The 18,578-nt window shown below is 68.7% G+C and carries 20 protein-coding genes; 11 read left to right on the forward strand and 9 right to left on the reverse strand.

Translation table 11 applies throughout. From position 1 onward, the window contains the following. Positions 1 to 7: 7 nt before the first annotated feature. From PQI66_RS07805 to secA, 3 genes are all read left to right on the forward strand, one after another. Entirely contained in the window at positions 8 to 715 is a 708-nt protein-coding gene (locus PQI66_RS07805; RefSeq protein ID WP_339997264.1) for a ComF family protein, read from the forward strand. 207 nt (positions 716 to 922) lie between these two features. Continuing rightward, complete coding sequence (gene hpf, locus PQI66_RS07810; RefSeq protein ID WP_339997266.1) at positions 923 to 1,594, forward strand: ribosome hibernation-promoting factor, HPF/YfiA family; 672 nt, start codon at positions 923 to 925, stop codon at positions 1,592 to 1,594. Positions 1,595 to 1,825: 231 nt separating this feature from the next. Further along, on the forward strand, positions 1,826 to 4,462 hold the full coding sequence (gene secA / locus PQI66_RS07815; protein WP_339997267.1) for a preprotein translocase subunit SecA: 2,637 nt from the start codon (positions 1,826 to 1,828) through the stop codon (positions 4,460 to 4,462). A 1-nt stretch (position 4,463) separates the two neighbouring features. Here secA and PQI66_RS07820 read toward each other — a convergent pair whose 3' ends face one another. Beyond that, positions 4,464 to 4,988, reverse strand: a complete 525-nt coding sequence (locus PQI66_RS07820) for an Rv3235 family protein (protein ID WP_339997268.1) — start codon at positions 4,986 to 4,988, stop codon at positions 4,464 to 4,466. Positions 4,989 to 5,028: 40 nt separating this feature from the next. Here PQI66_RS07820 and PQI66_RS07825 point away from each other — a divergent pair, with 40 nt between their 5' ends. Together PQI66_RS07825 and PQI66_RS07830 are read left to right on the forward strand one after the other, a co-directional pair. Further along, a complete protein-coding gene (locus PQI66_RS07825) occupies positions 5,029 to 5,439 on the forward strand; it encodes an HAD family hydrolase (RefSeq protein WP_339997270.1) in 411 nt (136 codons plus the stop codon). Position 5,440: 1 nt separating this feature from the next. Continuing rightward, complete coding sequence (locus PQI66_RS07830) at positions 5,441 to 5,947, forward strand: DUF6912 family protein (RefSeq protein WP_339997271.1); 507 nt, start codon at positions 5,441 to 5,443, stop codon at positions 5,945 to 5,947. 60 nt (positions 5,948 to 6,007) lie between these two features. On the opposite strand, the gene katG is transcribed toward PQI66_RS07830, so the two are convergent. The 4 genes from katG to aroA form a co-directional block, all read right to left on the reverse strand. Beyond that, positions 6,008 to 8,287, reverse strand: a complete 2,280-nt coding sequence (gene katG, locus PQI66_RS07835) for a catalase/peroxidase HPI (protein ID WP_339997272.1) — start codon at positions 8,285 to 8,287, stop codon at positions 6,008 to 6,010. Next, on the reverse strand, positions 8,280 to 8,768 hold the full coding sequence (locus tag PQI66_RS07840; protein ID WP_339997273.1) for a Fur family transcriptional regulator: 489 nt from the start codon (positions 8,766 to 8,768) through the stop codon (positions 8,280 to 8,282). The genes katG and PQI66_RS07840 overlap by 8 nt, the downstream gene beginning before the upstream one ends. A gap of 120 nt (positions 8,769 to 8,888) precedes the next feature. Continuing rightward, positions 8,889 to 9,911 carry a ribosome small subunit-dependent GTPase A gene (rsgA, locus tag PQI66_RS07845; RefSeq protein ID WP_339997275.1) on the reverse strand — a complete coding sequence of 341 codons (1,023 nt, stop codon included), beginning with the start codon at positions 9,909 to 9,911 and terminating at the stop codon, positions 8,889 to 8,891. 8 nt (positions 9,912 to 9,919) lie between these two features. Next, positions 9,920 to 11,203 (reverse strand): 3-phosphoshikimate 1-carboxyvinyltransferase, encoded by a 1,284-nt coding sequence (gene aroA / locus PQI66_RS07850; protein WP_339997276.1) that lies wholly within the window; start codon positions 11,201 to 11,203, stop codon positions 9,920 to 9,922. Between the two features lie 59 nt (positions 11,204 to 11,262). On the opposite strand from aroA, the gene PQI66_RS07855 reads away from it, so the two are divergent. The 3 genes from PQI66_RS07855 to rsrA all read left to right on the forward strand — a co-directional run bounded on the left by PQI66_RS07855 (position 11,263) and on the right by rsrA (position 13,024). Next, complete coding sequence (locus PQI66_RS07855; protein WP_339997278.1) at positions 11,263 to 12,000, forward strand: SOS response-associated peptidase; 738 nt, start codon at positions 11,263 to 11,265, stop codon at positions 11,998 to 12,000. A 64-nt stretch (positions 12,001 to 12,064) separates the two neighbouring features. Then, a complete protein-coding gene (locus tag PQI66_RS07860; protein WP_339997280.1) occupies positions 12,065 to 12,679 on the forward strand; it encodes a sigma-70 family RNA polymerase sigma factor in 615 nt (204 codons plus the stop codon). 15 nt (positions 12,680 to 12,694) lie between these two features. Further along, on the forward strand, positions 12,695 to 13,024 hold the full coding sequence (gene rsrA, locus PQI66_RS07865; RefSeq protein WP_339997281.1) for a mycothiol system anti-sigma-R factor: 330 nt from the start codon (positions 12,695 to 12,697) through the stop codon (positions 13,022 to 13,024). A gap of 101 nt (positions 13,025 to 13,125) precedes the next feature. Here the strand turns inward: rsrA and PQI66_RS15430 are convergent, their stop codons facing one another. Then, positions 13,126 to 13,200 (reverse strand): 50S ribosomal protein bL37, encoded by a 75-nt coding sequence (locus tag PQI66_RS15430; RefSeq protein WP_369803638.1) that lies wholly within the window; start codon positions 13,198 to 13,200, stop codon positions 13,126 to 13,128. Between the two features lie 126 nt (positions 13,201 to 13,326). Further along, entirely contained in the window at positions 13,327 to 13,590 is a 264-nt protein-coding gene (locus PQI66_RS07870; RefSeq protein ID WP_038546744.1) for a WhiB family transcriptional regulator, read from the reverse strand. Positions 13,591 to 14,030: 440 nt separating this feature from the next. On the opposite strand from PQI66_RS07870, the gene PQI66_RS07875 reads away from it, so the two are divergent. Next, positions 14,031 to 14,480 carry a hypothetical protein gene (locus PQI66_RS07875; RefSeq protein ID WP_339997284.1) on the forward strand — a complete coding sequence of 150 codons (450 nt, stop codon included), beginning with the start codon at positions 14,031 to 14,033 and terminating at the stop codon, positions 14,478 to 14,480. Here the strand turns inward: PQI66_RS07875 and PQI66_RS07880 are convergent. Together PQI66_RS07880 and PQI66_RS07885 are read right to left on the reverse strand one after the other, a co-directional pair. Continuing rightward, positions 14,468 to 15,790, reverse strand: a complete 1,323-nt coding sequence (locus tag PQI66_RS07880; protein ID WP_339997286.1) for an Rv3212 family protein — start codon at positions 15,788 to 15,790, stop codon at positions 14,468 to 14,470. The two genes, PQI66_RS07875 and PQI66_RS07880, sit on opposite strands and share 13 nt — an antisense overlap. Further along, a complete protein-coding gene (locus tag PQI66_RS07885; protein WP_445228017.1) occupies positions 15,787 to 17,079 on the reverse strand; it encodes a DEAD/DEAH box helicase in 1,293 nt (430 codons plus the stop codon). The genes PQI66_RS07880 and PQI66_RS07885 overlap by 4 nt, the downstream gene beginning before the upstream one ends. Positions 17,080 to 17,171: 92 nt before the next feature. Between PQI66_RS07885 and PQI66_RS07890 the strand changes: the two genes are divergently transcribed. Together PQI66_RS07890 and PQI66_RS07895 are read left to right on the forward strand one after the other, a co-directional pair. After that, positions 17,172 to 17,405 (forward strand): DUF3107 domain-containing protein, encoded by a 234-nt coding sequence (locus PQI66_RS07890; RefSeq protein ID WP_339997287.1) that lies wholly within the window; start codon positions 17,172 to 17,174, stop codon positions 17,403 to 17,405. An 88-nt stretch (positions 17,406 to 17,493) separates the two neighbouring features. After that, positions 17,494 to 18,561, forward strand: coding sequence for a DUF3152 domain-containing protein (locus PQI66_RS07895; RefSeq protein ID WP_339997288.1), 1,068 nt, complete (start codon positions 17,494 to 17,496; stop codon positions 18,559 to 18,561). Positions 18,562 to 18,578 lie beyond the last annotated feature (17 nt).

Below are 18,578 nucleotides of genomic sequence, written 5' to 3' on the forward strand. Positions count from 1 at the left end.
CAGGAGCGTGGGCGGTGTACAGGTGGGGGAGCTCGCGGGGCTGGTGTGGCGTGACGACTGTGTGGCGTGCGCGCGGGTCGAGGTGGCCCGGGCCGTCGACGGGCTCGCGTTGTGCCGGCAGTGCGCCCGGGACCTGCGGCAGGTGCCGTCCCGGGTGGCGGGCACGGCGGCTCCGCCGGTGTTCGCGGCGGGGGCGTACGGGGGTGCCCACCGCGGGGTCGTCCTGGCGGCGAAGGACCAGCGGCGTCCCGATGCCGTCAGGGTCGCCGGCGCTGTGGTGGCGGGGACGGTGCGTCATCTGGTGGGCGTTGGTCTGTTGACCGACCCGAGGTTGGCGCCGCTGGTCCTGCTGCCTGCGCCGACGACCGGGCGGGCGGCGAAGAACCGGGGTGGGTGCATCGTGCGCCGTACCGCCGGTGTCGCCGGACGGCAGCTCGGGGCAGGGGCTCACGTGGTGGCGGCGGCGACGTTGGCACCGGGGACCCGTGACTCGGTCGGGCTGGGACGGAGGGAACGGGCGTCCAACATCGCCGCGAACCTGCGTGTCGATGCCGCGGAACTGCGGACCGCCGTCCGGATCCTGCGGACACCGGGAGCGACCGCCTGCATCGTCGACGATGTCAGCACCACGGGGGCGACGCTGAACGGGTTCGCGGCGGCCCTGGCGGCTCGCGGGGTGGCGGTCCGTGCCGGGGTGGTGATTGCGCGGGCCTGATCACGTGCGAACCTGTCTGTGCCACTCTGACCAGCTCGGACGGTGAGGCCGCGTCGGTTGGGGGTAGGTGGCAGGGGCAGGCGCCGGTGGCCCCGCCCCGTGCCGGGGCAACGTCGGTACTATCGGGAGGGAAGATGTCGCCAGTAGGTAGTCGGTGGACAATCCCGTTCACCGGTGACAGGCGGCGCGGAGACCGGGAGGATGAGTATGACCGTCCAGAACCAGCAGGACATCACGGCAGAGGGTGCTGCTCCGGAGGCACAGGTGGAGATCACCGGCCGTAACGTGGAGATTCCCGAGCATTTCGCCGAGCGGGTGAACGCGAAACTCGCCAAGGTCGAACGGCTCGATCCGACGCTCACCTACTTCCACGTGGAACTCCAGCACGAGCGCAACCCGCGTCGTGCGGACGAGTCCGACCGCATCCAGATCACCGCCACCGGCAAGGGCCACATCGCCCGGGCCGAAGCGAAGGAGGACTCCTTCTACGCGGCCCTGGAGGCGGCCATCGCCAAGATGGAACGGTCCCTGCGCAAGGTCAAGGCACGCCGTAAGATCTCCCGCTCGGGCCACCGTGCGCCGGTCTCCGTGGGCGAGGCCACGGCCGATCTGGTCCAGGAGGCGGAGGAACAGGCGGCGTCGGAACCCGGTCCGTTCGATGTGGACCCCTACGCCGAGCAGTTCCAGCCCGGTCGGGTCGTCCGTGAAAAGGAGCACCCGGCCACCCCGATCAGTGTGGATGACGCGCTGAGTGAAATGGAGCTGGTGGGGCATGACTTCTACCTCTTCGTCAACGAGGCGACCGGGCGGCCGTCGGTGGTGTACCGCCGTCGTGCCTACGACTACGGTCTGATCGCCCTCACCGGTGAGGCGGAGTAGGCGGGCCGTCACCTGAACCGACCGACGCCCCGGGGACCTCGCGTCCCCGGGGCGTCGGCTGTGCCGGGGTGGTCACAGGTACCGTGGGATTCTGCTGCTGTGCAAGCCACCGTGGCGGAGGTAGACTGAATGACTGATCTCGTTCGGTTGCCGTCGCAGCCGGTGAGAGCGTGAGCAAGAACGTCAGCAAGAACCCCACAGGTGCAACACAAGGTAAGGGACGAGCAGCACGTGCTAGGACTTTCGAAGATTCTCCGACTCGGCGAAGGCCGCGCCGTCAAGCGACTGTCCGCGGTGGCCGACCAGGTCATCGCCAAGGAGGACGAGTACGCCGCCCTCTCGGACGAGGAACTGCAGGGCAAGACCGCTGAATTCCGGGCGAGGCTGGAGAAGGGCGACGAACTCGACGACATCCTCCTCGACGCCTTCGCCACCGCTCGCGAGGCGTCGTGGCGTGTCCTGGGACAGAAGCACTACAAGGTGCAGATCATGGGCGGGGCGGCTCTGCACTGGGGGTACGTCGCCGAGATGAAGACCGGTGAGGGCAAGACCCTGACCTGTGTGCTCCCCGCCTACCTCAACGGACTCTCCGGCAAGGGCGTGCACGTCGTCACGGTCAACGACTACCTCGCGCGTCGTGACTCGGAGTGGATGGGTCGTGTCCACCGCTTCCTCGGGCTGGAGACCGACGTGATCTTGGCCGGCAAGCGCCCGGCGGAGCGCCGCAAGGCCTACGCCGCCGACGTCACCTACGGCACGAACAACGAGTTCGGTTTCGACTACCTGCGCGACAACATGGCGCATTCCCTCGACGACCTCGTACAGCGTCGGGACACCAGCCACAACTACGCCATCGTCGACGAGGTCGACTCGATCCTCATCGACGAGGCCCGGACCCCGCTGATCATCTCCGGTCCGGTGTCCGGGTCGTCCCAGTGGTTCACGGCCTTCGCACGCATCGTGCCGAAGATGACCCTGGACATCCACTACGAGGTCGACCCCAAGAAGAAGACCGTGGGGGTCAAGGAGGAGGGCGTCGAGTTCGTCGAGGATCAGCTCGGCATCGACAACCTCTACTCCCCGGAGCATTCCCAGCTGGTCAGCTACCTGAACAACGCCATCAAGGCCAAGGAGCTGTTCACCAAGGACAAGGACTACATCGTCCGTAAGGGCGAGGTCGTCATCGTCGACGAGTTCACCGGCCGCATCCTCGACGGACGCCGGTACAACGAGGGCATGCACCAGGCCATCGAGGCGAAGGAGGGTGTGGAGATCAAGAACGAGAACCAGACCCTCGCCACGGTGACACTGCAGAACTACTTCCGCCTGTACGACAAGCTCGCCGGTATGACCGGTACGGCCGAGACGGAGGCCGCGGAGCTGAAGTCGATCTACAAGCTCGACGTCGCAGCGATCCCCACAAACAAGCCCAACCAACGCCACGACAACATCGACCTGGTGTACAAGACCCAGGAGGCGAAGTTCGAGGCCGTCGCCGACGACATCGCCGAGCGGGTGGAGAAGGGCCAGCCCGTGCTGGTGGGCACCACCTCGGTGGAGCGTTCCGAGTACCTGTCGAAGCTGCTGCAGGCCCGTCACATCCGGCACAACGTCCTCAACGCCAAGCAGCACGAGAAGGAGGCCGAGTTCGTCGCCCAGGCGGGCCGGCTCAAGGCCGTCACCGTGGCGACGAACATGGCGGGTCGCGGTACCGACATCGTGCTCGGTGGCAACCCGGACATCATCTGTGACCTCACGCTGCGTGAACGTGGCCTCGACCCGGTCGAGGACCCGGAGGCGTACCAGGAGGCCTGGGACGAGGAGATCGTCAAGGCCCGTGAGAAGTCGAAGCAGGAGGCGGAGAAGGTCTGCGAGGTCGGCGGGCTCTACGTCCTGGCCACCGAGCGTCACGAGTCCCGTCGTATCGACAACCAGTTGCGCGGCCGTTCCGCCCGTCAGGGTGACCCGGGCGAGACGCGGTTCTACCTGTCGATGAGGGACGACCTGATGACCCGGTTCGTCGGACAGACGATGGAGAACCTCATGACCCGGCTCAACGTGCCGGACGACATGCCCATCGACTCGAAGATGGTCACCAACGCCATCAAGGGTGCGCAGTCCCAGGTGGAGAACTCCAACTTCGAGATGCGCAAGAACGTCCTGAAGTACGACGAGGTCCTCAACGAGCAGCGCAAGGTCATCTACCGCGAACGCCGTCAGATCCTCGAGGGCGAGGACATCGCCGCCAACGTGCGCACCATGATGGACGACACCATCGCCGCCTACGTCGACGGGGCGACCGCCGAGGGCTACGTGGAGGACTGGGACCTCGGCGAGCTGTGGTCCGCACTGGACGCGCTCTACGGGCCGTCGGTGACCTCCACCGAGCTGATCGACGGCACCGACTACGGTTCCGCCGGGGAGCTGACCGCCTCGCAGCTGCTGCGGGCACTGCAGGAGGACGCCCACAGGCTCTACGACGAGCTGGAGGAGTCCGTCACCTCCGTCGGTGGTGAGGAGCAGATGCGCGGCATGGAACGCGGCGTGGTGCTCAACGTCGTCGACCAGAAGTGGCGCGAGCACCTCTACGAGATGGACTACCTCAAGGAAGGCATCGGCCTGCGTGCGATGGCGCAGCGCGATCCGCTGGTCGAGTACCAGCGTGAGGGCGGCGACATGTTCGGCCGGATGAACGACGGCATCAAGGAGGAGACGATCCGTCAGCTCTTCCTCGTGCGCAAGCAGCTCAAGGCGAAGGAGCCGGAGCAGGCGGAGGGCCCGTTGACCGTGGACGACCCGGCGGACACCCGCACCTCGCAGGAGCAGGAGCAGCAGAAGTCGGTGCCGAAGACCATCATCGGCGGCTAGGTCAGATCAGGTTCATGGTCTCCACCCGCCAACGTCCGTCGTAGCGGGAGAGGTGACCGGCCACGGCACGGACCCTGGTGCCGTGCGCGACACTGGCGGTGAAGGTGAGCCGCTCCGGGTGGGTGGGCGGCAGGTGGACGCTCAACACACGTGACACCGTGCGCGTCGACGGGGTACCGGGGAGGGGACGGGTGTCACGGAGCCTGCCGCGAAGGTCCTCCGACACCCGGGGTGAGAACGGTCCTTTGCGTAGGACGGACACCGGTCGTCGACCGTCGAGGACCTCCAGCCAGACGCCGACGAGCATGGCGACCCGGGAGCGGACGGCCGCCGCGTCGGGCACACCGTCGGGCGTATGCCCCGGTTCGGCTGGTGACGCCGTCGCCGGCGCGCCGGTACCCGACCTGACCGGTCTCTCCACCGGCCCCGGACGGCGGAGATAGACCAGTCCCGGCACGGCGTGGTAGCGCGTCCGCGCAGGTGCGGCGTTTGTCTTGTCGTCGGTGTTCCCCGGTACAGCCCCCATGCTCGACGATGATAGTGCCCAGCGTGGCACAATGTGGGGTATGCGAGCATTGATTGTGGACTACTGTGGCGTCCTCGACGGAGCGGAGGAGGACCGTCGCCGTTGGCGCAAGGTCCTCACCGCGGCGAAGGACGCGGGCTATGGAACGGCGATCCTCTCCAATGACCCGGGCGGCCCCGGCGCGGACCCGATCCGCACCTGGCAGGAGGCCGGGTACGTCGACACGGTGGTGCTGTCCGGTGAGGTCGGGGTGGACAAGCCGGACCCGGAGATCTTCATGATCACCGCTGACCGGCTCGAGGTCGACGTCAGCGACTGCATCCTGGTGGATGACTCGATCCTCAACGTCAAGGGCGCTGTCGAGTCCGGTCTGATCGGTGTGTACTACCAGCAGTTCGACCGCGCGATCGTGGAGATCTCGGGGCTGCTCGGGCTGGAAGGGACGTACTAGGATGCGTGTCTTCGTGCCCGCGACCTTCGACATGCTCGGCACCCTCGCGAGGGACGGGCAGATGCCGGTGCGTTCCGGGATCGGTTTCGCCCTGACACCCGCGCTGCGGGAGTATTACACGGCCGGGGACGACGAGGAGATGTCCTACGCGGCCTTCCTGGAGGCTGCCCGGGCGTCGCTGCGCCTGCTGGGCGTCGGGGACGAGGAACGGTTCCCGCACCGTCGTGTCGTCGTGTCCGTCGACGTGGAGGACAGTGCCGTCACCCCGGAGCCGGAGAAGGGCGAGTCCGTCGTACGGCTGGCCCCGCCGGTCGTCACGGCCGAGGATCTGGCGGCGATCCACGTGGACGACGAAGGCAACGAGCCGGCGACCGCGGCGGCGATCGAGGCGGTCGACGCCGCCGATCTCGGCGACGACGACGCCGAGATCACCCTCGGCGACTGCGAGGACAATTTGATGAGCTGGTACGACTCCCGCGAACTCGGGGTGCTCGTCGACCTGCTGTAGGGAACAGGCCCGCCCCCGCCGGAACCACCGGCGGGGGCGGGCCTGAGGTGTCCCCGTGGGTCAGCGGTGCAGGTCGAAGCGGTCCGCCTCGGTGACCTTCGTCCAGGCGGCGATGAAGTCGGCGATGAACTTCTCTTCCGCGTCGTCGCTGGCGTAGACCTCGGCCTGGGCGCGCAGCTCGGAGTTCGAGGCGAAGACGAGGTCGGCCCGGGTGCCCGTCCACTTCTGCTCCCCGGTCTCCGCGTCGGTGCAGCGGAAGACGGTGGCGTCCGCGTCAGTGGCGACCCAGTCGTTGCCGAGCTCCAGCAGGTTGACGAAGAAGTCGGTGGTCAGCACACCGGGGCGCTCGGTGAGCACACCGTGCTCGGATCCGCCGTAGGTGGCGCCGAGGGCACGCAGCCCGCCGACCAGTACCGTCATCTGGGGTGAGGTCAGTCCCAGCAGGTCGGCCTTGTCGATGAGCAGGTGCTCGGCGGGCACGGACAGGTCGGCGCTCTGGTAGTTGCGGAACCCGTCGGCCTGCGGCTCGAGGTACCCGAAGTTCTCCACGTCGGTCTGCTCCTGCGTGGCGTCGACGCGGCCCGGGGTGAAGGGCACTGAGGCGGCGGTACCGGCGTCGGCGGCGGCCTTCTCGACCGCGGCATTGCCGGCCAGGACGATCAGGTCGGAGAGAGACAGGTGCCGGGGGGCGTTGTTCTCGTTGAAGTCGCTGCGGATGGACTCGAGGGCGGTGAGCACCTCGGCGAGCTGGGCGGGCTCGTTGGCTTCCCAGCTGCGCTGCGGTTCGAGTCGGATCCGGGCGCCGTTGACGCCACCGCGGAAGTCGGTGCCCCGGTAGGTGGACGCCGCCGCCCAGGTGGTCTTCACCAGCTGGGAGACGCTGAGCCCGGAGTCCAGGACGGACTTCTTGAGGGCGTCGACGTCCGCGGCGGTGACGGTCTCCCCCTCGGCCTCGGGCAGGGGGTCCTGCCAGATGAGGTCCTCGGAGGGGACCTCCGGGCCGAGGTAGCGGGACTTCGGCCCCATGTCGCGGTGGGTCAGCTTGAACCAGGCGCGGGCGAAGGCGTCGTTGAGGGCGTTCTGGTCGTCCTTGAAACGACGCGAGATCTTCTCGTAGGCGGGGTCGACACGCAGTGAGATGTCGGTGGTCAGCATGCGCGGCTCACGACGTCCCGAGGAGTGAGCCATCGGGACCATGTCCTCGCCGCCTCCGTCGGTCGGGCGCCAGTGGAAGTGCCCGCCCTCTCCCTTGGTGAGCTCCCACTCGTAGGCGAAGAGGATGTGGAAGAACTCGTTGTCCCACCGGGTCGGGTGGTAGGTCCAGGTGACCTCGAGACCGGACGTGATCTGGTCGTCTCCCTTGCCGGTGCCGTGGTTGTTCTTCCAGCCGAGTCCCTGCCGCTCCAGCGGAGCCTCCTCGGGGTCGGCTCCGACGTTGTCCTCGTTGTCCGGTGCCGCGCCGTGGGTCTTGCCGAAGGTGTGGCCACCGGCGATGAGGGCGACGGTCTCCTCGTCGTCCATCCCCATGCGCCCGAAGGTCTCACGGATGTCGTGGGCCGCGGCGGCCGGGTCGGGGTTGCCCTCCGGGCCCTCCGGGTTGACGTAGATCAGGCCCATGGTCGTGGCGCCGAAGGGCTTCTGCAGGTCACGGGAGGTGTCGTTGGTCCCGCTGTACCGTGCGTCGGTGCCGAGCCAGTCGGTCTCAGAACCCCAGTAGACGTCCTCCGGCTCCCAGACGTCCTCACGGCCACCGCTGTAGCCGAAGGTCTCGAAGCCCATGGACTCCAGGGCGACGTTGCCGGCGAGGATCATCAGGTCGCCCCAGGAGAGGTTCTGACCGTACTTCTTCTTCACCGGCCAGAGGACCCGTCGCGCCTTGTCGAGGCCGACGTTGTCCGGCCAGCTGTTCAAGGGTGCGAAGCGCTGCTGGCCTGCGCCGCCGCCACCGCGGCCGTCGTGCGAGCGGTAGGTGCCCGCGGAGTGCCAGGCCATCCGGATGATGAGGGGACCGTAGTGCCCGAAGTCTGCCGGCCACCAGGACTGTGAGGTGGTGAGGACGTCCTCGATGTCCTTCTTGACCTGGGGGAGGTCAAGCTCGTTGAACGCCGCAGCGTAGTCGAAGCCGGCGGCGGTGGGCCGGATCTCCTGGGGGTTGTGTGCCAGCAGGCGGACGTTCAGGCGCTTCGGCCACCAGCGCTGATTGGCGCTGCCCTCGGTCGGGAGAGGGAGGCGTGAGCCTTGGGCCTCGTTGCGCTCGGCCTGGGCTTCCTGGGGTGCGTGGCCGCCTTGCGGGGTGGTGCCTCCGTGGGCGACGGGGCAGCCGGACATGGGGTCAGTCATCGTTCTTCTCCTGAGTGTGGATCGGGGAATCTGGGTTCGCTGCAGGGGTGTCAGCCGCACAGTCCTGGCAGACAGCGCGGAACATGACCTCGGCGGACAGGACGGTGTGCATGCCGTGCCCGTCGGCCGGGGTCAGGCAGGGTGCGTGTCCGACGACGCATTCGACGTCCTCGAGTCGGCCACACACCACGCACTGTATGTGGTGGTGGTTGTCCTCCCTGTTGGTCTCGAAGCGGGCGGCGCCGGATCCCGGGAGGTCGATGCGGCGAAGAAGGCCGCGCGCGCTCAGATCGTTGACGACGTTGTGGACGGACTGCATGGAGACCGTGGGAAGCTCCGCGGCGATACCGGCGTGGACCTGTGCCGCCGTACTGTGCGGATGGTCGTGCAGGTACTGCAGGGACGCGACCCTGCCGGGGGTCGCGCGGAGGCCCAGCTGTCTCACCTGCTCGGGCCACGGTGTCGTCGGTTCTGTGCGCATGACGTCACCGTACCGCCATTTTTTAACCTTCACAACTTTGAATTAATATAAATAGACTGGTATTCGTTCCGTTGCTGGACGCGGTCCGCCGAGGACCGGTCATGACCGCACCGACGTCGGCTACATCTCCCACTCGTTGTTGCTGCGCAGTGCCGCCAGGAGGGTGCGCACCGCGGTCACGCGGCGGGCACTCGCCCCGGTCAGGGTGTCGAGTGCACACTCGGGGTCGGCAGGGGGGCCGGCGTGGGTGCAGCCCCGGGGACAGTCCTCGATGACGCTCCCCAGATCCTCGAAGACACCGATCACCGTGTCGGGGTCGACGTGCGCCAGGCCGAAGCTGCGGATGCCCGGGGTGTCCACGATCCAGCCGGCGTCGGCGTCCCCCGGCAGTCGCAGCGCCACCGACTGGGTCGAGGTGTGACGCCCCTTGCCGACACCCGACACCACCCCGGTCTCCCGGCCCGCGCCGGGCACGAGTCTGTTGACCAGGGTGGACTTCCCGACACCGGAGTGACCGATCAGCGCGGTGAGGTGACCGTCGACGACGTCGGTCACCGGGGTGAGCGGATCGTCCACGCCGCCGAAGATCACCTCGACGTCGAGCGCCTCGAACTCCGCGGCGAAGGCGGTCGGGTCAGCCAGGTCCGACTTGGTCAGGCACAGCACCGGACGCAGACCGCCGACGAAGGCGGCGATGAGTGCGCGCTCGACGAACCCTGACCGGGGAGGCGGGTCGGCCACGGCGGTGACGATGAGCAGCTGGTCCGCGTTGGCGACGACGATACGTTCATAGGGGTCGGTGTCGTCGGCGGTACGCCGCAGTACGGTGGACCGGTCCTCCAGCCGGACGATGCGTGCCAGGGTGCCGTCTAGCCCTGAGATGTCGCCGACGACGGCGACCCGGTCACCGACGACGACCGGTGTGCGGCCCAACTCGCGGGCCCGCATGCAGATCGCGGGAGGGGCGTCGGGAGCGGAGTCGTCGATGACGACACCCCACCGTCCCCGGTCCCTGGTGACGACCATGCCCGTCAAGGCTTCCTTGTGGTCCGGGCGGTCCTTGGTCCGTGGTCGGGTGCCCTTGCCGGGACGGACCCGGATGTCGGACTCGTCGTAGTGCCGCCTGCCGCTGGAACGTGCCATCGGTGTGCTCAGTCCTCGACCATCTGGGACCAGCGACGGTCGAAGTCCGGCAGGGTCTTCGACGTCGTGGCGATGTCCTCGACCAGGACGTCCGGGGTGACCAGGCCGAGGACGGCACCGGCGGTGGCCATACGGTGGTCGGCGTACGTGTGCCAGACACCCCCGTGCAACGGCTGTGGGTCGATGATCAGGCCGTCCTCCGTCTGCGTCACCCCACACCCCAGTGCGGTGAGTTCCCGTTGCAGCGCGGCGAGGCGGTCGGTCTCGTGCCCGCGCAGGTGGGCGACACCGTAGAGGTGGCTGCGACCCTCGGCGAGGGCGCACAGGGCGGCGACGGTGGGGGTGAGTTCGCCGATGTCGTGCAGGTCCCAGCTGATGCCGCGCAGCGGTTGCCCGGCGGTGCCGCGGACCTCGAGGACGCCACTGTGGGTGTGGTACTCCACGTCGACCCCCATGTCCTGCAGGATCACCCGGAACTGGTCACCGGGCTGGGACGTCGTCACCGGCCAGTCGGGCACCCGGACGGTCCCGCCGGTCACCGCGGCGGCGGCGAGGAACGGGGTCGCGTTCGACAGGTCCGGCTCGACCGCCCAGTGATGCCCCTTGACCGTACCGGGGTGCACCGTCCACCGGTTGAACTCGGCGTCGACGCGGACGCCGGCGGCACGCAGCATCTCCACCGACATCTCCACGTGCGGCAGGCTCGGGATCGCGGTCCCGGTGTGCACCACGGTGACCCCCTCATCGAACCGCGACCCGGCGAGCAGCAGCCCGGAGACGAACTGGGACGACGCGGAGGCGTCGATGTGGACCTCACCACCGCGCAGGCCCCCCGTACCGGTCACCCGGAAGGGGAGGGGGCGTCCGGCGTCGCCGGAGCGGGTGACCTGCGCCCCCAGCGCGTCGAGGGAATCCAGCGTGGCACCCATCGGCCGCTTCTGCGCGGCCTCGTCGGCGGTGAAGATGACCTCGCCCTCGGCCAGGGCGGCGACTGGGGGCAGGAACCGCAGGACGGTGCCGGCCAGGCCACACGCGAGCTCGGCGCCGTGCAGGTCACCGGGCACGACGGTGAAGGTGTCGCCGTCGACGGTGACCGATGTGCCCATCGCACGCAGGGCGTCCGCCATGAGGTCGGTGTCCCTGCTGCGCAGCGCACCGTCGATCACGCTCGGGCCGTCCGCCAGCGCGGAGAGCACCAGGGCGCGGTTGGTGATGGACTTCGACCCGGGGACGGAGACGGTCGCGGACACGGGGGATGAGGCCACGGGGGCAGGCCACAGTTCGGCGGTCATGGGCGCCATTATCCCACGCGGTGGGTCGCAGGTGGTCGAATGGAGGTAGTTTCGGTGCCATGTGCGGACGCTACGTGATGTTCAGTACCACCGAGACGGTGCTCGCGGCGACGTCCCGCCTCATCGGTGAGCAGGTCGGGGCGGTCGGCGGAGGTGCAGCAGGCCGGAAGGTCGCGCCGAGCTGGAACATCGCCCCGACGCACACCGTCGGGGTGCTGCGGCGGTTCAACGGCGTGGTGACGCTCGGGCCGGCGGTCTGGGGCTATCCGGCACCCTGGGACGGAGGGCGGACCCTGTTCAACGCCCGCGGGGAGACGGTCTTCGACAAGTCCAGTTTCCGGGGGTCGGCCCCCTGCCTGTTCGTCATGGACGGGTGGTACGAGTGGAAGGACCCGCAGCCGTACTACGTCAGCGTCCGTGACGGGCGGGGACCTCTGCTGGCCGCGGGGCTCTGCCGGGCGGGTGCCGGGGCCACCGGGGGTGTGCTGGAGGCGACCATGGTGACCACCGCGTCCGTGGCGCCGGTCGACTGGTTGCATGACCGGATGCCGCGGGTGCTCGGCGGCCCGCGGGAGGCACTGACCTGGTTGGACGGCTCTGACGGTGATCGTCGGGCGGTGGCGGCCGCGCGGCCGCCGGAGGAGGTGCTGACCTCGCTGACGACGGTGGAGGCCGACCGTCGTGTCGGTCACGTCTCCGCCAACGGGCCCGAGCTGATCGACGGGGCGGGTCCGCTGTGGCAGCCGGGGCGGCCGGGAGCAGCGGGAGTAGGCGGCGGAGGCGGGTGGGGGGACTAGGATGAGTGGGAACAAGACACACGCTTCCGGCGTTGTGTCCCACAGGGTGAACGGGAAGGAGCCCATGAACAACCCAGTGAAGCGCACCGGTGACAGCGACGAGCAACTGCTCGCCCGCTTCGAGGAGGATGCGCTGCCGCTGCTGGACCAGCTCTACGGTGCGGCGTTGCGGATGACCCGCAACCCCGCGGATGCCCAGGACCTGGTGCAGGACGCCTACATGAAGGCGTTCCAGGCGTTCGGCTCCTACCGGCCCGGTACCAACCTGAAGGCGTGGATGTACCGCATCCTCACCAACACCTACATCAACCAGTACCGCAAGGCGCAGCGGCGTCCCCGGGAGACGTCGGATGAGGAGGTCACCGACTGGCAGCTGGCGGATTCGGCGTCGCATGACTCGACCGGCCTGCAGTCGGCGGAGATCGAGGCACTCCGGCGTATCCCCGACAAGCGCATCCAGGACGCGCTGATGAGCCTGTCGGACGACTACCGCATGGTCGTCTACTACGCGGACGTCGAACAGCTGCCGTACAAGGAGATCGCCGAGATCATGGACACCCCGATCGGCACGGTGATGAGTCGGCTGCACCGGGGACGGCGGCAGCTGCGCGCGAAACTCAAGGACGTCGCCGTCGAGCACGGCATCGGTGCGGCGAAACGTCCGGCAGGCAAGATCTGAGGAGTGTGACAAGGAATGTCTGACAAGCCAGCGAATATGGGCGACAACCCGTGCAGTGCACCGGGGCGGAGTGAGTGCGATGAGCTCGTCGAGGTGCTCTACGAGTACATCGACGTCAAGACCGGTGACTGCGAAGGCGAGCAGTACCGTCAGGTCCGCGCACGGCTCGAACGGCACGTGGACGAGTGTCCCTCGTGTCTGGAGGCACTCGGCATCGAGCAGCAGGTCCGCGACCTGCTGCGGTCACGCTGCTGCGGGCAGGCTCCGCAGGAGCTGCGTGGCCGGATCGTGACGTCGTTGCAGTCGACCGTGACGACGTCTGTCAGGTTCCGCTACACCGAGTAAAACGCCCGGGGGCCGTCCCGGGGGGCGGTGCGACGGGAGAGGCCCGGCCCGGGAGACGCAGTGTCTCCCCGGGCCGGGCCTCGTCGTTGCTGTACGGACGCTCAGGCGTTCGGACGGCTACGGTGGTTCGCCTTCTTCTTGCGACGGTCCTTGCGCTTGCGGCCACGCTTGCTCATGACGGCTCCTCATCGACGGTACGGGTTATGCGGATAACCGCTTCAGGATACCGGGGAGTACTTCAGGTGAGAAATCCGGCCCCGATGTGGCGGGGCCGGAGTGTGTGACCGGTGACGGCCGGGATGTCAGGCGGTGGCGACGCGGGTGCGGGCGCGGCCACGGTTGTTGCGACGCTTCAGGGCGCGACGCTCGTCCTCGCTCATGCCACCCCAGACGCCGGCGTCCTGGCCGGACTCGATGGCCCAGGCGAGGCAGGCGTTGGTGACGGGGCACTTGTTGCAGACCAGCTTCGCCTTGGCGATCTGGGCGAGTGCGGGGCCGGAGTTGCCCACCGGGAAGAACAGCTCGGGGTCTTCGGAACGGCAGATAGCTTCGTGGCGCCAGTCCATGATGATCTTCTCCTTCAACAGTGTTGTTGCAGTGCGGCAGACCGTTCCCCGCCAGGGGGCGGGCGGTCGTGCCCGTCGCCGTGCGGGACGGTTCGGTTTCGTCAGTGGGATTCGGTGACACGTGCCGGGCCACGGTAGAGTGAGGCCACGGTGACGGTGTCGGGCGGAGAAGTTAGGGCCGGGTCCGGTTCGTAACCTGTCCGTAACCCCGTGTCCCTCTCTCCGTTACATGTGCAATAGTGGCACGTCACGGTGGAGTCCGCTAGGGGGTCGGGCATTTTTGTGGTTAAGCTCACAGGGGTGCGATTTGCTGTTTTAGGTAAGGGTGGGTTAACGGACAGCTTGGTCCGGTTTTGTTCCGGTGGCCCGATGCGACGGGACCGGTGACGCGGCTGTCCCGGTTGCCGGATCACCGTAGATCCCCAGTACAATCTGCCCGTATGAGCTCCACAAGCGCAGACGACGGCAAAGCACTGGTCCTTCCCCCGAGCGTGCGGTGGGCGGGGTGGATCGGGCTCGCCGAGGGGCTCGCCGGACTCGCCTTCGCGGTGTACCTCGCTGTCGGGGCGGTACGCGGGGACGAGGACACCACCGCACAGTTCGCCGGCGCCGGCGCTGAGTCGATCGGTTACGGGTGGGGGACCGCCGCATGGTTCGGCTTCTTCGGCGGCGTCGTCGCGGTCGCCGGCTGGTGCCTGTCGACCGGACGCCGGTGGGGCCGGGGGCCCGTCGCGATGCTCCAGCTCTTCCTCGTGCTGATCTCGGTCTACATGTTCTCCTCGGGGCGTCCGGAACTCGGCGTACCGACCGCGGCCCTCGGCATCGTCGGACTGGTGCTGATGTTCAACCCGACGGCCGTCGAGTGGGCGGCCAGGCGTTACGGCCGCTGACGCAACGCAACCATCTCGTCGCCGCGCTGCTCGACCACCACGTCGCCCTGCACGCGCAGGCTGACCGGGCCGTCGTAGTCCCCCCGGTCCACCGGTACGGTGCGTTCGACGGACCCGGTGTCCCAGTCGACGACGGCGACACCGTCGCTCACCGGCACCAGCAGTGCCCCGCCCATGGCGGCGCCCGTGCCGAGGGCGGGCACGGAGAACCTCGGGTCCAGGTTCGTTGGTCCGAAGCCGATCAGCCGGTCGCCGTTGAACCACGTCATGTGGTGGGGGAGGTCGGCCGTCGCGGCGACGAACGGGTCGTCACCCTTGCCCTCGGCGAGGCCGGCCAGCGTGGGCGACGGGTCCGCCGGGTGCTGCTCGAAGGAACCGTCGGAGTGCAGCACCTGGAACCGGCTGCCGGCGTAGTCGTCGGCGTCGGTCGCGCGACGCCCGGTGCCGTGGACGTAGATCACCGCGGCCTCCTGGGCGACGCCGACCAGTTCGGCGTCGGGTGGGACGGTGAACTCGTGGGTCGTCTCCGGCTCGCCGGACTCCTCGGGGTCGGCGACCTGCAGGCTGACGGTGCCCTTGCCGTCCTCCCGGTCGCAGTCGGTGAGGACGGCCAACAGGTCCTTGCGGGTCTGCGCGGAGGTGAACCGGCATCCCGCCAACGGCTGTGAGTCCACGGTGACCGGTGTCTCGACCTCGCCGACCTCCACCGTGCGGACCAGGTCGGAGCGCCACAGCTCCACCCGCCGGTCACTGATCAGCCCGAGGTGGTCGAGGGACCGGAAGAGGTGGACGTCCTGGCTGCCGAGGGAGGACCGGGTGTCCTGGTAGCGGCCGGTGGAGGCGGCGAGAGACGTCGCATCGGTGCAGCCCTTCGGCCCGCGGTAGACCGCCACGACCCGTCCCCAGTTTCCGGCGACACCGCACAGTTCCCGGTCGCGTGCGTAACTCCACGCTTCGTGACCGTCCTCGACGGAGCGGCCGCTGACCCGGTTGCCGTCGCGCACGACGGCTGCCCCGTCCACCAGGAGAGGGGCACCGGTGCCGGAGCCGTCCGGGTGGTCGGTGGCCTCTGAGCGGGCCCGCCAGATCTCGTCGAGGTTCTCCGGTGGTGCGTCGGCGGCCGACGGCGGGGCGACGGCCTCTCCTGCACCCGCTTCGTGGTGGGAGGTGCCCCTGGCGTCCGAGTAGAACCATGTTGCGGCGACCACGAGCAGGACGACGACCGTGATCAGGGCGGTGGCGGTCAGGTCGGTGCGTGACTGCTGCTCACTGGGGGCTGCGGAACCCTTCCGGAGAGCGGGGAGTCTCACGGTCGCGGTCTCCGCTTCGCCGGTGCGGTGGCCGATGCCGACCCCTGGACCTTGCGGGGCGGACCGACCCGGTCACGGATGTCGTCGGACAGGTCGAACTCGGACAGGAACTCCGGCGACCCGGAGAACCACTGCGGTGGATCGTTCCTGCCGAGATCCAGGGTCTCGTCGATCGCCCGCCACCGGGTGACCTCGTCCCAGCCCACGAGGGTGACGGCCACGCCCGAGCGTCCGGCGCGCCCCGTCCGGCCGATACGGTGGACGTAGGTCTTGTCGTCCTCGGGGACCTGGTAGTTGATGACGTGGGTGACGTCGTCGACGTCGATGCCGCGGGCGGCGACGTCGGTGGCCACCATCACCGACACCCGTCCCTCCCGGAACGCGGTCAACGAGTTCTCACGGTCCTTCTGACGCATGTCACCGTGGACGGCACCGACGTCGAACCCGAGTTCGGCGAGGTCACCGGCGATGATGGCGGCCTGGCGCTTGGTCTTCGCGAAGACGATGGTGCGCCCCCGCCCCGGAGCCTGCAGGATGCGGGCCAGCACGCTCATCCGGTCGAGCTTGTGCGACTGGAAGACGGTCTGCCGGGTGGTGACATGGGTGGCGCGGGCGTCCTCCAGGTCCGCGCGGATCAGCACCGGCCGGTTCATGAACTCCCGGGTCAGCGCGACGACCGGACCCGGCATCGTCGCGGAGAACAGCATCGTCTGCCGGTCTACGGCGGTCTGGGCCATGATCTTCTTCACGTCGTCGAGGAAACCCTGGTCGAGCATCTCGTCGGCCTCGTCCAGCACGAGGACCTGGACGTGGGAGAGGTCGAGGTGTCCCTGACGCGACAGGTCCAGCAGGCGGCCGGGGGTGCCGACCACCAGATCCGTGCCCGCGTCCAAGGCGGCGATCTGCTTCTCGAAGGGGACGCCGCCGTAGATGGTGGTCACCGTGAACGGCCGTCCGTCCGCGGTGAGATACCGCGAGGCGGAGGAGAGGTCACCGGCGACCTGGATTCCCAGTTCCCGGGTGGGGACGACGACCAGCCCGCGTACCGTGCCGTCGAGTTCGGCGATCCCGGCGTCGTCGAAGAGCCGGTCGAGCAGGGGGATGCCGAAACCCAGCGTCTTGCCCATCCCGGTGCGTGCCTGCCCGATGAGGTCCTTGCCCACCAGAGCGAGCGGCAGGGTGCGCTCCTGGATCGCGAACGCCTCCGCGATCCCGTCCTCCTCGAGAGCATCGACGATCTCGGCGGCCACACCGAGATCCCGGAATGTCGGTCGCACCACGGGCGTCATCCCCTCCATCGTCTTCACGTCGTTCGTCGCTATGATGGTCCACGTTACAGTCATCGCAGTGCGAGAGAGAAAGAAAGGCCTGAAGGCACCCTATGGACATCAAGGTCGGATTCGTCGACAACCCCCGCGATCTCGTTATCACCAGTGGAGATGAGCAGGACGCGGTCCTGGCTCAGGTGGAGACGTTCCTCGCCGCAGAGGACGCCGGTTCGGCGCACACGCTGACCCTCAAGGACAACAAGGGCTCGGTCTTCGTCATCGTCCGCGACCAGGTGGCCTACGTGGAGGTCGGTTCCTCGGCCCAGCGCCCCGTCGGCTTCATCTGATCCACCCATGCCTTCCGACCGGTCCCCGGGCGACGCACACCCCCGGCGTCCCGGAAGTGACCGGCAGATCCCCCGGGAGCGTCTCAGCATGCCACGGTCCACGCAGCCTGACGGGACGGTCCCGTCCGGCCGGTCCCGTGCGTCCCGACCGTCACAGAGTTCGGCGGCGGAGCGTTTCCGGCAACGGCAACTGCGTCGACGCCGGTGGCTCGGTGCCGGTGGGGCGATGGTGTTCCTGCTCACCGTGGCGGTCGTCGCCGAACTGGTGGTCGTCGGTGGTGCTGGGCGGGACGACACCACGGACAGTGCGGGCAGTGCGGGCAGCACAGGCAGCACGGACACGGTGGTCTCCCGGGACACGACCCGGGACGCCGGCCGCGACGGGGACGAGGGTCCGGTTCCCGGTGAGCCGGGGGACCCCCGTGGTGTCGGGGAGCTGCCGTCCGGCGGCACCGTCACCGAGCGGGGGGAGGGAGAGTTCCACGGGGTCGGCTCGGCCGGGATGACCGCCGGGGACCCCGACCGCCGTGACGCCGACACCTACAGTTTCGTCGTCGAGGTGGAGAACGGTCTCGACACCTCGTCGTTCGGCGGTGGTGACGCCTTCGCGGCGTCGGTCGACGCGACGTTGTCGGACCCGCGGTCGTGGACCTCGGGCGGCACGTTCGCGTTCCGCCACATCAGCGTGACCGCGCGGAGTACACCGGACCTGCGGATCCGGTTGACCTCCCCGGAGACGACCCGGGACATCTGCGGAGCCCAGATCGAGCTTGAGACCAGCTGTTTCATCCGCGGTCCGGACGTCGAGGGCGAGCGGCACGGAGCGGCGACAGCGGGCCGGGTGATCGTCAACGCCGCACGGTGGGTCCGCGGGGCCACCACCTTCGAGGGGGACCTCGGTTCCTACCGGCAGTACCTGGTGAACCACGAGGTCGGCCACGGCCTGGGGTTCGCCCGCCACCAGGTGTGCCCCGACGACGGGGTCCTGGCGCCGGTGATGATGCAGCAGACCCTGAGCCTCAACAACGGAGAACTCGAGGACCTCGAAGCGGGCGCGGAGTACGGCGACTCCGAGCCCGACGCGACGTGCCGTCCGAACTCCTGGCCGTACCCGCACGGGCGTAGCGAGGGCGACCCGGTGGACGTCCGGGAGTGACGGTCAGCGACACGACC

It is taken from the genome of Corynebacterium sp. USCH3 (genome assembly GCF_037619475.1).
Classification (GTDB): Bacteria; Actinomycetota; Actinomycetes; order Mycobacteriales; family Mycobacteriaceae; genus Corynebacterium.

Excerpts from the sequence above, each read along its gene's own strand:
- PQI66_RS07890 (WP_339997287.1), top strand. The coding sequence starts at position 17,172 with ATGGACATCAAGGTCGGATTCGTCGACAACCCCCGCGATCTCGTTATC.
- PQI66_RS07855 (WP_339997278.1), top strand. The coding sequence starts at position 11,263 with ATGTGCGGACGCTACGTGATGTTCAGTACCACCGAGACGGTGCTCGCG.
- PQI66_RS07830 (WP_339997271.1), top strand. The coding sequence starts at position 5,441 with ATGCGTGTCTTCGTGCCCGCGACCTTCGACATGCTCGGCACCCTCGCG.
- PQI66_RS07870 (WP_038546744.1), bottom strand. The coding sequence starts at position 13,590 with ATGGACTGGCGCCACGAAGCTATCTGCCGTTCCGAAGACCCCGAGCTG.
- katG (WP_339997272.1), bottom strand. The coding sequence starts at position 8,287 with ATGACTGACCCCATGTCCGGCTGCCCCGTCGCCCACGGAGGCACCACC.
- PQI66_RS07825 (WP_339997270.1), top strand. The coding sequence starts at position 5,029 with ATGCGAGCATTGATTGTGGACTACTGTGGCGTCCTCGACGGAGCGGAG.
- PQI66_RS07875 (WP_339997284.1), top strand. The coding sequence starts at position 14,031 with ATGAGCTCCACAAGCGCAGACGACGGCAAAGCACTGGTCCTTCCCCCG.
- hpf (WP_339997266.1), top strand. The coding sequence starts at position 923 with ATGACCGTCCAGAACCAGCAGGACATCACGGCAGAGGGTGCTGCTCCG.
- PQI66_RS07820 (WP_339997268.1), bottom strand. The coding sequence starts at position 4,988 with ATGGGGGCTGTACCGGGGAACACCGACGACAAGACAAACGCCGCACCT.
- aroA (WP_339997276.1), bottom strand. The coding sequence starts at position 11,203 with ATGACCGCCGAACTGTGGCCTGCCCCCGTGGCCTCATCCCCCGTGTCC.
- PQI66_RS07885 (WP_445228017.1), bottom strand. The coding sequence starts at position 17,079 with ATGACGCCCGTGGTGCGACCGACATTCCGGGATCTCGGTGTGGCCGCC.
- PQI66_RS07895 (WP_339997288.1), top strand. The coding sequence starts at position 17,494 with ATGCCACGGTCCACGCAGCCTGACGGGACGGTCCCGTCCGGCCGGTCC.
- PQI66_RS07860 (WP_339997280.1), top strand. The coding sequence starts at position 12,065 with ATGAACAACCCAGTGAAGCGCACCGGTGACAGCGACGAGCAACTGCTC.
- PQI66_RS07840 (WP_339997273.1), bottom strand. The coding sequence starts at position 8,768 with ATGCGCACAGAACCGACGACACCGTGGCCCGAGCAGGTGAGACAGCTG.
- rsgA (WP_339997275.1), bottom strand. The coding sequence starts at position 9,911 with ATGGCACGTTCCAGCGGCAGGCGGCACTACGACGAGTCCGACATCCGG.
- rsrA (WP_339997281.1), top strand. The coding sequence starts at position 12,695 with ATGTCTGACAAGCCAGCGAATATGGGCGACAACCCGTGCAGTGCACCG.